The organism is Aeribacillus sp. FSL W8-0870, from assembly GCF_037963755.1.
GTDB classification, from domain to species: domain Bacteria; phylum Bacillota; class Bacilli; order Bacillales; family Aeribacillaceae; genus Aeribacillus; species Aeribacillus composti.
Genome location: NZ_CP150165.1, coordinates 2985871 through 2999399, shown reverse-complemented (window position 1 = coordinate 2999399; position 13529 = coordinate 2985871). Strand labels below are relative to the sequence as shown.

Below are 13529 nucleotides of genomic sequence, written 5' to 3'. Positions count from 1 at the left end.
AGGTGAATATTTTTGTCCTTATGAAAAGAACTTTTGACACAGAAGAAAAAATTTTAATTGAAAACGGATCAATCTCCGAGGATGATGCAGAATTCATCATAAACCCTTATGATGAATATGCCATTGAAGAAGCGCTGCAGCTTAAGGAGGCTCATGGCGGAGAAGTAACTGTTGTTACAGTAGGATCAGAAGAAAGCGAAAAAGAGCTGAGAACGGCTCTTGCGATGGGATGCGATAAAGCTGTCTTAATAAATATTGAGGAAGATTTGGAAGATGGAGATCAATTTACAACAGCAAAAATTCTATATGAATTTTTGAAGGATAAAGAAGCGGACATTATATTAGCTGGAAACGTTGCCATTGACGGAGGATCTGGCCAAGTAGGCCCCCGTTTGGCGGAGCTTCTTGACATTCCGTATGTCACAACGATCACAAATGTTGAAATAGATGGAAAAAACGTGAAAATTGTGAGAGATGTTGAAGGGGATTCGGAAATCATTGAAACAACACTCCCTCTTTTAGTAACTGCCCAACAAGGTTTAAACGAACCGAGATACCCGTCTTTGCCGGGAATTATGAAGGCAAAGAAAAAACCGCTTGAAGAGTTGGAGCTCGATGATTTAGATCTTGAAGAAGAAGATGTCATGCCGAAAACAAAAACGTTAGAAATTTATTTGCCGCCTAAAAAAGAAGCAGGAAAAATATTGCAAGGGGAACTGCAGGATCAAGTGAAGGAACTTGTTTCTTTATTGAGATCAGAAGCAAAAGTTATTTAGTGGAGACGAATATAGCAGGGGGATGAAAAAATGGCTCGAAAAGTGTTCGTATTGGGAGAAATAAGGGATCAATTTTTAAGGAACGTATCATTTGAAGCGCTTGCAGCCGGCAAGATAATATCCGAAGGCGGAGAGGTGGTCGCCGGATTAATTGGAGAGAACGTTAGAACGCTTGCAAATGACATGATTTATTATGGAGCGGATAGGGTTGTCATCGTGGAAGATGAAAAATTGAAATATTATAGTCCGGACGGGTATTCACAAGCTGTCATGGCGATCATTGACAGTGAAAAGCCTGACGCTATTATTTTCGGACATACGGCATTAGGCAAAGATTTATCTCCAAAAATAGCGGCTAAATTAAACGCAGGTCTTATTTCTGATGCTACCGCTGTAGAAATAGTGGGCGGTAACGTTGTTTTCACAAGACCGATCTATTCAGGAAAAGCTTTTGAGAAAAAAATCATTACGGATGGGATTATTTTTGCGACCGTTCGTCCGAACAATATTCCACCTCTCGAAAAAAATGAATCAAGGAGCGGAGAAGTTGCTTCCATATCGGTAGAAATAAAAGATCTGCGCACGATCGTGCGTGAGGTTGTCCAAAATGCAGCGGAAGGTGTTGACTTATCTGAAGCAAAGGTGATCGTTGCCGGAGGGAGAGGGGTAAAAAGTGCAGAAGGGTTTGAACCGCTAAAAGAATTGGCATCTGTGCTCGGAGGAGCAGTAGGGGCGTCACGCGGAGCCTGTGATGCAAACTATTGTGACTACTCGCTGCAAATCGGACAAACGGGAAAAGTCGTTACACCGGATTTATATATTGCCTGCGGAATTTCTGGAGCCATTCAGCATTTAGCGGGAATGTCGAATTCTAAAGTAATTGTTGCAATCAATAAAGATCCGGAAGCGAACATTTTCAACGTCGCAGACTACGGTATTGTCGGAGATTTATTTGAAGTTGTGCCAATGCTTACGGAAGAATTTAAAAAATTAAAAATCCATTCCTCTTAACGTGTCCTGAATGGACTCGTATTTTTTTGAACAAATCCATTCCTCCTAGTATAAGTGGAGACGGGTCACGACGTACATAAAATACAAAAAATATGAAAAAATAGTTGCAGATCAAAACATTCGCTTCAAGCGAAAGAACATGGTATACTTCACATAGAAAAAGTGAATTAGGAGGAATTAAGATGGCAATTGTAAACGTTACTGACCAGAATTTTTCCCAAGAAACAAGCGAGGGTGTAGTATTGGCAGATTTCTGGGCGCCTTGGTGCGGTCCATGTAAAATGATTGCCCCAGTCCTTGAAGAATTGGATCAAGAACTTGGTGACAAAGTAAAAATTGTTAAGCTTAACGTGGATGAAAATCAAGAAACTGCCGGTCAATACGGAGTCATGAGCATTCCGACGTTAATCGTCTTTAAAAATGGTGAAGCAGTGGATAAAGCGATCGGTTACCAGCCGAAAGAAGCTTTAGCGCAATTGCTTAACAAACATTTGTAATATAAAATATAAAAAGAGGCGCTCACGAAAGTTACCTTTTGGAGCGCCTTCTTGCTTTTAAATGAAAACGGCTGAATAAATCCAGCACAGATTAGAATAAGTTGGAGTGTTTTACCGATGTATGAGCATTTAAAAGAAAAACTTTCGCTTCTTCCGAATAAGCCTGGCTGTTATTTAATGAAGGACAAAAACGGAACCGTCATTTATGTTGGAAAGGCAAAAGTATTGAAAAACCGGGTTCGTTCCTACTTTACTGGATCACATGACGGAAAAACGTTAAGACTCGTTCAAGAAATTGCCGATTTTGAATATATCGTAACATCCTCGAATATTGAGGCGCTTCTATTAGAAATGAATTTAATTAAAAAACATGAACCGAAATACAATGTCAATCTAAAAGATGATAAAAGCTATCCGTATATTAAAATTACTTCCGAGCGCCATCCGCGGCTGATCGTCACACGAAAAGTAAAAAAAGATAAGGGAAAATACTTTGGACCGTATGCAAACGTCCAAGCTGCGAGAGAGACAAAAAAGCTGCTTGACCGCATGTATCCTTTGAGAAAATGCAATTCGCTTCCAGACCGGGTTTGCATCTATTATCATATGGGCCAGTGTCTTGCGCCTTGTGTTCACGAAGTTTCCGAAGAAACGAACAAACAAATGGTGGAAAGCATCATCCGTTTTTTAAATGGTGGATATAAGGAGATCAAAAAAGAATTAACAGAAAAAATGCTGAAATGTGCAGAAAATCTTGAATTTGAAAGGGCAAAAGAATATCGGGACCAAATCGCGCATATCGAAGCAACAATGGAAAAGCAAAAAATGGTTCTCAATGATTTTATTGATCGCGATGTATTTGCTTATTATTACGATAAAGGATGGATGTGCGTCCAAGTATTTTTTATCAGGCAAGGAAAACTGATAGAACGGGATGTGTCCATTTTCCCTCTGTACCAAGAGCCAGAGGAGGAATTTTTAACATTTATTGGTCAATTTTACGCAAAGAACGACCATTTTCTTCCGAAAGAAATAGTCATTCCGGAAGATGTCAATGAGGAAATGGTTCGAGCTTTAGTACAAGTACAGGTCAGCAAACCAAAGAAAGGAAAAAAGAAAGATCTCGTACAGCTAGCTTATCAAAATGCAAAAATTTCGTTAAAAGAGAAGTTTTCACTCATTGAACGAGATGAAGAAAGGACGATCAAAGCAATTGAAAATTTAGGAAAGCAGTTGAATATTCCTACACCACATCGGATTGAAGCTTTTGACAATTCCAATATTCAAGGCGCGGACGCTGTTTCGGCTATGGTTGTTTTCATAGATGGAAAACCTGCGAGAAAAGAGTATCGAAAGTTTAAAATAAAAACAGTCAGCGGGCCTGATGATTATGAATCGATGAGGGAAGTAATTCGCAGGCGATATACTAGAGTGCTGAAGGAGGAGCTGCCGTTGCCGGACCTTATTATTGTTGATGGAGGAAAAGGACAGGTACAAGCAGCTATGGATGTATTAGAAAACGAACTGGGACTTGACGTTCCTGTTGCCGGGCTTGTGAAAGATGACAAGCACAAAACGAGCGATTTGCTTCTCGGCAACCGGGAAGCTGCTGTTCAATTGTCAAGAAGCAGCCAAGAATTTTATTTGCTTCAGCGCATTCAAGATGAAGTGCACCGCTTTGCCATTACGTTTCATCGACAAGTCCGCCAAAAGAATACGTTTAAGTCTGTATTAGATGAAATCCCCGGCATAGGACCTAATCGTAAAAAACAACTGTTAAAATCGTTCGGTTCCGTTGAAAATATTAAAAAGGCATCGCTTGAAGAGCTAAAACAGGCAGGAATGCCTGAAAAAACAGCACAAAACATTTTACAATATTTCAGCGAATAGCGATGTAATAAAACAAATAGGAGGAAGCTTTTAAATCCTCCTACTGCCCTTTCATTCTGTTAAATTTTATCTTTTTCATCCCATTTTACAATGAAAATAACTTTGTTTAAGCGTTTGTTTATCTGTTCATACGCTTCTGTGACGACACCGTTCATACATTCGATTTGCTGCGCGATAAATCCTGCTTCTAGTTGGAAGGATAAATCTTTGAAAAGCTTCATCCTTTTTTCGATCAATTGGCCTGTTAATTCAAATTCCATTTCGTTTTTTTTCTGGCGAATAATATGAAGATCGCCCCATCCGGCTGATGAAAAAAAAGATATAAGTTCTTCTAACGTAGATAATTGAATTTTTCGAGCTAGCTGTTTGCCTGCCCAATACAAAATGGAATGATGCTCTTTTCCTAGAAGTTCAGGAAGTAAATAGTCGCGAAGCAGCAAAACGCTAAAAGGATGTAAGGTTATTTCTTCTAATTCTTTTAATTGATCGTGATATGACAGCTCTTTCAATCGTTTCCCCTCTTTCTAGCGAACAATTATATTATATCAGCTTTCACATAAGATGAAAGAGTTTATAAAATCAATTTCGGATACGGGAAATATTCTATTTTCCGATCAGAAAAAATGATTTTACTGAACAATACTTTGTAGACGTTTTCTTGACGGTACTACTTTATGGGAGTACAATGAATTTGTCCTATTATTTTAAGATTTCGTCATATTTTGTCGGCGGATTTTTACATGCCAAGCAGGGGGAGCAGGAGATTTTTAAGAAATCTTTCAAATTATTAAGATTAGGGGGTAAACGCATATGTCTGGTAACAGAGAATTTGCAAACCGCAGACTACATTCACTTTTAGGTGTTGTACCGATTGGCGTATTTTTAATTCAACACCTGACTGTCAACCATTTCGCCACAAGGGGCGAAGAAGCATTTAACAACGCAGCGCATTTTATGGAAAATTTACCATTCCGCTATTTTCTGGAAATTTTCATTATTTTCCTTCCTCTGTTATACCACGCCATTTATGGGATTTATATTGCTTTCACAGCAAAAAACAATGTAGGCCGCTTTGGCTATTTCCGCAATTGGATGTTCCTGCTTCAACGTGTAACTGGTATTATTACCCTTGTTTTTATTGCATGGCATGTATGGGAAACTCGTATTGCCGCGATGTTTGGGGCTGAAGTTAATTTTGATATGATGGAATCCATTTTAAGCAATCCTGTTAGTTTAGTGTTTTACATAGTAGGCGTTCTTTCAGCGATTTTCCATTTTTCCAACGGTCTATGGTCTTTTGCAGTCAGCTGGGGAATTACGGTTACTCCAAAATCTCAGCTAGTCTCAACTTATGTGACAATAGGTATTTTTGTGTTGCTTTCAATCGTAGGTCTTCGTGCCATTTTTGCGTTTGTCTAATCTAACTAAATTGCGTTCAAGGGAGTGGGCGAAAAAATGAGTAAAGGAAAATTAATTGTTGTCGGCGGCGGCTTGGCTGGCTTAATGGCAACTATAAAGGCTGCGGAAGCCGGGGTGTCTGTTGACTTATTCTCGTTAGTACCTGTAAAACGTTCCCATTCAGTATGTGCTCAAGGAGGGATCAACGGGGCGGTAAATACGAAAGGAGAAGGAGACTCTCCGTGGATCCATTTTGATGATACGATTTATGGCGGAGACTTTTTGGCTAACCAGCCACCGGTTAAAGCGATGTGTGAAGCAGCACCGGGAATTATTAACCTTTTAGATCGCATGGGTGTTATGTTTAACCGTACACCAGAAGGATTGTTGGATTTCCGTCGTTTTGGAGGAACACAGCATCACCGGACAGCGTTTGCCGGAGCAACAACTGGACAACAGCTTTTATATGCATTGGACGAGCAAGTTCGACGTCACGAAGTAGCAGGTCTTGTGACGAAATATGAAGGCTGGGAGTTTTTAGGAATCATACAAGATGATGAAGGACGCTGCCGCGGCATCGTTGCTCAAGATTTAAAATCAATGGAGATTCAAGCTTTCCGTTCGAATGCCGTAATAATGGCGACAGGAGGACCTGGAATTATCTTTGGTAAATCAACAAACTCTGTGATTAATACGGGATCGGCTGCTTCTATCGTTTATCAGCAAGGAGCTTATTATGCAAACGGGGAATTTATACAAATTCATCCGACAGCCATCCCTGGAGATGACAAGCTTCGATTAATGAGCGAGTCTGCACGCGGCGAAGGCGGAAGAATTTGGACATATAAAGACGGAAAACCATGGTATTTCCTTGAAGAAAAATATCCGGCATATGGAAACCTTGTTCCTCGTGATATTGCAACGAGAGAAATATTCCATGTATGTGTAGACTTGAAATTAGGCATTAATGGCGAAAACATGGTATATCTTGATCTTTCTCATAAAGATCCAAAAGAGCTTGATATTAAACTAGGCGGTATTATCGAAATTTATGAAAAATTCATGGGTGAAGATCCAAGAAAAGTGCCGATGAAAATTTTCCCTGCCGTCCATTATTCTATGGGAGGTCTATGGATCGATTACGATCAAATGACAAACATCCCTGGTTTGTTTGCAGCTGGTGAATGCGATTACTCTCAGCATGGTGCGAACCGGCTTGGAGCAAACTCATTGCTTTCTGCAATTTACGGTGGTATGGTTGCAGGACCAAAAGCTGTTGAATATATGAATGGATTGGAAAAATCAGCTGATGATTTACCATCCACATTATATGATGCACGCGTAAAAGAAGAACAAAGCAAATGGGACGAAATCCTGAAAATGGATGGAAACGAAAATGCTTACGTTCTTCATAAAGAGCTTGGTGAATGGATGACGGATAATGTTACAGTCGTACGCTACAATGATAAACTTCTAAAAACAGATGAAAAAATTCAAGAGCTTATGGAACGTTGGGAAAGAATTAATATTAACGATACTGCGAAATGGAGCAACCAAGGCGCAAGCTTTACTCGCCAGTTGAGAAACATGCTTGTGTTGGCTCGGGTTATTACGCTTGGGGCTTATAACCGTAATGAAAGCCGAGGTGCTCACTATAAACCAGAATTTCCGGAACGAAATGATGAAGAGTGGCTCAAAACAACTATGGCAACGTTTGCCGGCTTGAAGGAAGCTCCTAAATTCCACTACGAAGATGTTGATGTATCACTCATTAAGCCTCGTGTGCGTGACTATACGAAGAAACATTAAAAAAGCTGGGAGAAAAGGGGGAGTAAACAATGAGTGAAAAAAAAGTGCGGTTTATTATCACTAGACAGGATCGACCAGACACGGAACCATATCAAGAAGAATTTGAAGTGCCATATCGTCCGAATATGAACGTTATTTCGGCCTTAATGGAAATTCGCCGTAATCCTGTTAATGCCAAAGGCGAAAAAACAACGCCTGTTACATGGGATATGAACTGTTTAGAGGAAGTATGCGGTGCTTGTTCAATGGTCATTAACGGGAAGCCCCGCCAATCATGTACAGCGCTTATTGATCAGCTGGAACAGCCTATTCGTCTCGAGCCGATGCGCACATTCCCGGTTATTCGCGATCTTCAAGTAGACCGCAGCCGCATGTTTGACTCTTTGAAAAAAGTAAAAGCATGGATACCAATTGACGGTACGTATGACTTAGGACCAGGACCAAGAATGCCTGAGAAAAAACGCCAATGGGCATATGAGCTTTCAAAATGTATGACGTGCGGCGTATGCCTTGAAGCTTGTCCAAACGTAAACAGCAAATCGAACTTCATCGGTCCAGCGCCATTATCACAAGTTCGTTTGTTTAACGCTCATCCGACAGGCGCGATGCATAAATCAGAACGCTTGGAAGCTATTATGGGCGACGGCGGACTTGCGAACTGCGGAAATTCCCAAAACTGCGTTCAATCCTGTCCAAAAGGAATTCCGCTTACAACATCGATTGCAGCATTAAATAGAGAAACAACTGTTCACGCATTTCGTAAAATGTTCGGAAGCGACTATATTGACAGCTGATGTATATTGTGAAAAAGGAACACCTTGCAATGTCAAGGTGTTCCTAATTTTAGAAACGGTTGAATCTTTCTCGAACATTTCCTCCTTCAAACGAGTCCCTTTAACGTAAAGAAGCTTCTTTTCGCCTAAAATGCACCTTTCTTTTATGAATCTTGTCACGGTCATCTTTTTGCGATCATACTATATGGTGACAATTTTTAAATCCATCCTGTCGACTGGCTCTCATCTGCAAGGAGGGTTACAATACTTGAATGAGAAGGATTTTCAGCCAAAGCCGCTGCTAACAAAGAGAGAGAGAGAAGTATTTGAGTTATTAGTGCAAGATAAGACTACAAGAGAAATAGCCAGTGAACTTTTCATAAGCGAAAAGACGGTGCGGAACCATATTTCAAATGCTATGCAAAAATTAGGTGTGAAAGGGCGCTCACAAGCAGTCGTAGAACTTCTTCGTATGGGAGAACTAAAGCTTTAAACAGTAGAGGCAGCCTTAGTGGAACTTCGCCGTCGGCTGCCTTTTTTAGATTGATAAGGACAGAGTTTGTTTTACTCTTTTTCTATGAATCATTGGCTTCTTAAAAAGGCTTGTGACTTTTTGAAAAAATTCGTCTTTCCACATTTTGAAAATACGGCTATGCTTGAAATTTTACATAAAAAAATGGAAAATAGATTTGATCTTATCTGTTAATCTTGAAAGAAAGGGTTCCCCGTTATGACGTACGTTTTCAATACTGTTGAAGAAATAGAAAAATCCCTCCGCTGCATAGCTGCGATCTTAAAAAAGAAGGGCCGTGATATTTTAAGCAACTACTCGATTACTCCTCCGCAATTTGACGCGCTTCTGTTATTGAATGAATCAGGAAACATGACAATTGGAGAACTTTCAAATAAAATGTATCTTGCATGCAGCACGATCACGGATTTAATGGATCGAATGGAAAAAAACAACCTTGTTAAAAGGGTGAAAGACGAAAAGGATCGTCGATTAGTCAGGATTCAATTGCTTGAAAATGGACAACGCGTTATCGAGGCTGCATTAGCGAAGCGGCAAGAATATTTAAGAGAAGTTTTGAAAAACTTCTCGGATCAAGAAATTGTTCAATTGGAAAAGCTATTAGCAAAATTGCAACAAGAAATGAAAGAATAGAGGCGATTTTTTGAATAGACCAATTGGAGTTATTGATTCAGGTGTTGGTGGATTAACTGTTGTTAAAGAGTTGATGAGGCAGCTTCCAAAAGAAGAATTAATTTATTTGGGTGATACCGCCCGATGTCCGTACGGCCCGAGGCCGAAAACGGAAATTCGACAATTTACATGGGAGCTGACCAACTATTTAATTTCAAACTTTCATATCAAAATGCTTGTCATTGCTTGTAATACTGCAACAGCAGTTGTATTAAAAGAAATTCAAGAACAACTTGATATCCCTGTGATTGGTGTAATTCAACCAGGGGCAAGAGCTGCCATAAATGCTACACGCTCAGGCCATATTGGTGTAATCGGAACAAAAGGAACTATATCGAGCGGCGCGTACGTTCGTGCGCTCAAAACGATTAATAGTTCCGTCATTGTGGAGAGTCTCGCTTGCCCTGAGTTTGTGCCGTTAGTAGAAAGCGGCGAATTTGAAGGTGAACGGGCGGAATATATTGTTGCAGAATCTTTACTTCCTTTTAAAGGAAAGAGAATTGATACGCTTATTTTAGGATGCACACATTATCCTCTATTACGGCCTTTAATTCAAAAATATATCGGGAAAGACGTAAAAATAATCACCTCGGGAGATGAAACAGCCCGGGAAGTGAGCGCTATTTTATCCTTTCATCATTGTTTAAACCAAGAGGATGGCAATAAAAACCACAAATTTTTAACTACTGGGTCGAAACAAATGTTTCAAAAGATTGCTTCAAAATGGTTCGGTCATCACATTGATCATGTAGAAAGTATAACTTTAACGAAAACAGTTTGCTCTAAATGAGCAAGCTGTTTTTTTGTCCATTGAATTTTTGGTTGGAGCTGGTCTATTTTTTTTCAATGCTCGTATACATAGTAGTACAAACTGCCTTAGGAGGGATTGTTATGCCAAAAAACAGATGGGTGAATGTGACAGCAGCAGTTTTGGCTACTTTTGTTTTGCTTTCAGGGTGTTCTTCATTTGGAAGCAAGAGTTCAAAACAAGAAATAGATCCGCCGCAGGATATTACCTATTTGGAGGACGGGGATCAGCTTGATCAGCAATTAGACTCAGCGAAATCAACGTCCGACAAAGAGGAATCCTCAAAGGAAACGGTGAAAAGAGTTCTGTATTTAATTGACAAAAACGGAATGGTCGTTCCACAAACATTGGAGCTGCCTAACACGAAGGAAGTAGCCAAACAAGCCGTTGAATATTTAGTGGCTGGAGGGCCCGTTTCAAACATTCTCCCGAACGGGTTCCGTGCGGTATTGCCGGAAGATACAGTTGTTAAAGGAGTAGATATTAAAGACGGAACGGCTATTGTAGATTTCTCAAATGAATTTACTAACTACAAGCCGGAAGATGAAGAAAAAATTTTGCAGGCAATTACATGGACATTAACCCAATTTAAAAATATTAATAAAGTAAAGCTCTGGGTGAACGGCCATGAACTGAAAGAAATGCCAGTAAAGGGAACCCCAATCGGCGAAGGAACGACTAGAAAAGACGGCATCAATATTGATACGAGCGATGCTGTTGATATTACGGATACTCATCCTCTAACCGTGTATTATATTGGGGAAGAAGGGGATAACGTATATTATGTTCCCGTGACAAAGAGGATCAGCAATGAAGAAAAAGACGAAGTCGTAGCTGCTGTTAACGCATTAGTTGAAGGTCCAGACCGTTCAAGCGGATTATTAAGCGAGTTTCAGTCTGAAGTGAAGCTGATTGAAAAGCCAAAATATGAAGACGGTCAAGTCACTTTAAACTTCAACGAAGCGATTTATGGAAGCTATGATGAGGAGAAAAAGATCGTTTCCAATCATGTTATAAACTCCCTTGTGCTTACATTGACGGAGCAGGAAGGAATAGAAAAAGTAGCACTAAAAGTGAACGGCAAGCAAGACCTTGTGAATGAAGATGGAAAAAGTTTGTCAGAGCCAGTGTCAAGACCTGAAAATGTAAACACAGGTAGTTTTTAAACATCTATTTTTGATATACTATAAGAATGAGACTTTAGAGGCGAGCATGATAGCTGCCTCTTCTTTCATGTTTTCGTACATTGCAGTTGGTAGGAGGGAAAACAATGCGCCTTGATGGCAGAAATCAAGATGAGTTAAGAGAAGTCACAATAGTAACGGATTATTTGAAGCATCCGGAAGGGTCTGTTTTAATAACGGTTGGAGATACAAAAGTGATATGCAGCGCAAGTGTAGAAGACCGTGTCCCTCCTTTTATGAGAGGTGAAGGGAAAGGATGGATTACCGCAGAATACTCCATGCTTCCGCGTGCAACGGCTCAAAGAACGGTCCGGGAAGCATCAAAAGGAAAAATCTCCGGAAGGACAATGGAAATTCAACGGCTGATTGGAAGAAGCTTGCGTGCAGTAGTTGATTTGGAGAAACTGGGTGAAAGAACATTATGGATTGATTGCGATGTAATTCAAGCGGACGGGGGAACGAGAACGGCTTCCATAACAGGTTCTTATGTTGCAATAAATCTCGCTCTCGGTAAATTATTCAATGACGGTGTACTAGATACATATCCAGTAACAGATTTTTTAGCAGCTACGTCTGTAGGGATCGTTCCTGAACACGGAGTCATTTTAGATTTGAATTATGAAGAGGACTCAGCGGCAAAAGTTGATATGAATGTTGTTATGACATCAAGCCGCCATTTTGTTGAATTGCAGGGAACTGGGGAAGAATCCACGTTTTCAAAAGAAGAGCTGAACTTACTGTTGGAATATGCTGAAAAAGGAATTTTGGAACTAATCGAAAAACAAAAAGCGGCATTAGGGGAATGGACTGCAAAAATTATCAATAACAGGGATCAGCGGGAAGAGGGATGCTCATGAAAGAATTGGTGATCGCCACCAAAAACAAAGGGAAAATCGAAGAATTTCGCGCGATGTTAGAAAAAAAAGGAATACAGGTCAAGTCACTGTTGGATTATCCGAATTTGCCAGATGTTGAAGAAACCGGCCAAACTTTTTATGAAAATGCTGTTCTAAAAGCGGAGACAATCAGCCAATTGCTTAATAAACCCGTTGTTGCAGATGATTCCGGGCTTTCGATTGATGCTTTAAATGGTGAACCGGGGGTTTATTCGGCCCGATATGCAGGAAATGAAAAAGATGATCAAAAAAATATTCAAAAGGTTTTAAAAAAAATGGAAGGCGTTGAAAATCGAAAAGCAAGGTTCATATGTGTTTTGGCGTTTGCTGCTCCAGACCTTGAAACGATGACGGTGGAAGGTGTGTGTGAAGGACAAATTACAACTGAACCTCGCGGTGACAATGGCTTTGGATATGATCCTATTTTTCTTGTGGACGGCAAAGAAAAAACGATGGCTCAACTAGAGCAGTTCGAAAAAAACAAAATCAGCCATCGTGCAAAAGCTTTGAAGAAACTAGAAAAATTAATAGGCGATTGGGGAGAGGCTAATCGTGAAAGTTTTAATTATAAGTGATAGTCACGGTCTTACGGATGAGCTTGTGGAAATTAAGAAAAGGCATATAAACGAAGTAGAAGCAATCATCCATTGCGGTGATTCAGAGCTGAATGATGGAGCGGAACAAATTCAAGATATGTTGATCGTGAAAGGAAATTGCGATTTCCTTGGAAGCTTCCCGAATGAAATCATTGAAACAATCGGAACCTATCGCTTTTTTATCACCCATGGCCATTTATATTCTGTCAAAACGACTTTAATGAAATTAAAATATCGTGCAGAGGAAGCGCAAGCGAACATTGTTTGTTTCGGCCATTCGCATATAGCCGGAGCCGAGCTTGTAGACGGGAAATTGTTTATTAATCCAGGAAGTATTTTCCTTCCGAGGATGAGAAATGAAAAAACTTATGCTATACTAGAATTGATGAATGGCCAAGCAATTGTAGATTTTTACAATCTTCATGGAGAGAAAATTTCAAACTTGTCCACTAAATTCCAATTTGCTTAACCACTCTTCCTTGAGGGAGAATTTTTCTCCCTCAAAAAATTTTTTTAAAAAAGTAGTTGACATACTTTTAGCATGAAATTATAATAAACATTGTCTTTCGAAAAAATAATAAAAAATTATCCAATGTCCCAGTAGCTCAGCTGGATAGAGCAGCGGCCTTCTAAGCCGTCGGTCGGGAGTTCGAATCTCTCCTGGGACGCCATTTATGTTAATTTTGA

Annotated in this window: 15 protein-coding genes and 1 tRNA gene; 15 read left to right on the top strand and 1 reads right to left on the bottom strand. The window is 39.9% G+C overall.

Going from position 1 to position 13529, the window contains the following annotated elements:
• The first annotated feature begins 2 nt into the window (after nucleotides 1-2).
• The 4 genes from NSU02_RS14585 (at nucleotide 3) to uvrC (ending at nucleotide 4174) form a co-directional block, all read left to right on the top strand.
• The gene (locus tag NSU02_RS14585; RefSeq protein WP_339193197.1) at nucleotides 3-776 is read left to right on the top strand and encodes an electron transfer flavoprotein subunit beta/FixA family protein; all 774 of its coding nucleotides are present in this window, start codon (nucleotides 3-5) and stop codon (nucleotides 774-776) included.
• A gap of 30 nt (nucleotides 777-806) precedes the next feature.
• Entirely contained in the window at nucleotides 807-1787 is a 981-nt protein-coding gene (locus tag NSU02_RS14580) for an electron transfer flavoprotein subunit alpha/FixB family protein (protein ID WP_063387439.1), read from the top strand.
• A 182-nt stretch (nucleotides 1788-1969) separates the two neighbouring features.
• Nucleotides 1970-2284 carry a thioredoxin gene (gene trxA, locus NSU02_RS14575; RefSeq protein WP_063387440.1) on the top strand — a complete coding sequence of 105 codons (315 nt, stop codon included), beginning with the start codon at nucleotides 1970-1972 and terminating at the stop codon, nucleotides 2282-2284.
• A gap of 117 nt (nucleotides 2285-2401) precedes the next feature.
• Nucleotides 2402-4174 carry an excinuclease ABC subunit UvrC gene (gene uvrC, locus NSU02_RS14570; protein ID WP_339193196.1) on the top strand — a complete coding sequence of 591 codons (1773 nt, stop codon included), beginning with the start codon at nucleotides 2402-2404 and terminating at the stop codon, nucleotides 4172-4174.
• A 59-nt stretch (nucleotides 4175-4233) separates the two neighbouring features.
• Here uvrC and NSU02_RS14565 read toward each other — a convergent pair whose 3' ends face one another.
• Nucleotides 4234-4683 carry a YslB family protein gene (locus NSU02_RS14565; RefSeq protein ID WP_232515579.1) on the bottom strand — a complete coding sequence of 150 codons (450 nt, stop codon included), beginning with the start codon at nucleotides 4681-4683 and terminating at the stop codon, nucleotides 4234-4236.
• Nucleotides 4684-4984: 301 nt separating this feature from the next.
• Here NSU02_RS14565 and NSU02_RS14560 point away from each other — a divergent pair, with 301 nt between their 5' ends.
• From NSU02_RS14560 to NSU02_RS14510, 11 genes are all read left to right on the top strand, one after another.
• Complete coding sequence (locus tag NSU02_RS14560) at nucleotides 4985-5593, top strand: succinate dehydrogenase cytochrome b558 subunit (RefSeq protein ID WP_063387443.1); 609 nt, start codon at nucleotides 4985-4987, stop codon at nucleotides 5591-5593.
• Nucleotides 5594-5629: 36 nt separating this feature from the next.
• Nucleotides 5630-7381, top strand: a complete 1752-nt coding sequence (sdhA, locus tag NSU02_RS14555; protein ID WP_066247775.1) for a succinate dehydrogenase flavoprotein subunit — start codon at nucleotides 5630-5632, stop codon at nucleotides 7379-7381.
• 29 nt (nucleotides 7382-7410) lie between these two features.
• The gene (gene sdhB, locus NSU02_RS14550; protein WP_063387445.1) at nucleotides 7411-8175 is read left to right on the top strand and encodes a succinate dehydrogenase iron-sulfur subunit; all 765 of its coding nucleotides are present in this window, start codon (nucleotides 7411-7413) and stop codon (nucleotides 8173-8175) included.
• A 247-nt stretch (nucleotides 8176-8422) separates the two neighbouring features.
• A complete protein-coding gene (locus tag NSU02_RS14545; protein WP_063387446.1) occupies nucleotides 8423-8647 on the top strand; it encodes a response regulator transcription factor in 225 nt (74 codons plus the stop codon).
• 237 nt (nucleotides 8648-8884) lie between these two features.
• Nucleotides 8885-9319, top strand: a complete 435-nt coding sequence (locus NSU02_RS14540; RefSeq protein ID WP_339193195.1) for a MarR family transcriptional regulator — start codon at nucleotides 8885-8887, stop codon at nucleotides 9317-9319.
• Between the two features lie 10 nt (nucleotides 9320-9329).
• On the top strand, nucleotides 9330-10148 hold the full coding sequence (racE, locus tag NSU02_RS14535) for a glutamate racemase (protein WP_066252185.1): 819 nt from the start codon (nucleotides 9330-9332) through the stop codon (nucleotides 10146-10148).
• Between the two features lie 101 nt (nucleotides 10149-10249).
• The gene (locus tag NSU02_RS14530) at nucleotides 10250-11332 is read left to right on the top strand and encodes a GerMN domain-containing protein (RefSeq protein ID WP_339193194.1); all 1083 of its coding nucleotides are present in this window, start codon (nucleotides 10250-10252) and stop codon (nucleotides 11330-11332) included.
• 104 nt (nucleotides 11333-11436) lie between these two features.
• Entirely contained in the window at nucleotides 11437-12207 is a 771-nt protein-coding gene (rph, locus tag NSU02_RS14525) for a ribonuclease PH (RefSeq protein WP_063387450.1), read from the top strand.
• On the top strand, nucleotides 12204-12821 hold the full coding sequence (locus tag NSU02_RS14520; protein ID WP_339193192.1) for an XTP/dITP diphosphatase: 618 nt from the start codon (nucleotides 12204-12206) through the stop codon (nucleotides 12819-12821). Before rph ends, NSU02_RS14520 begins: the two co-directional genes overlap by 4 nt.
• Nucleotides 12799-13311, top strand: coding sequence for a metallophosphoesterase (locus NSU02_RS14515; RefSeq protein ID WP_144597669.1), 513 nt, complete (start codon nucleotides 12799-12801; stop codon nucleotides 13309-13311). Before NSU02_RS14520 ends, NSU02_RS14515 begins: the two co-directional genes overlap by 23 nt.
• Nucleotides 13312-13436: 125 nt before the next feature.
• Nucleotides 13437-13513 (top strand) — tRNA-Arg (locus NSU02_RS14510).
• The last annotated feature ends 16 nt before the right edge of the window (nucleotides 13514-13529 follow it).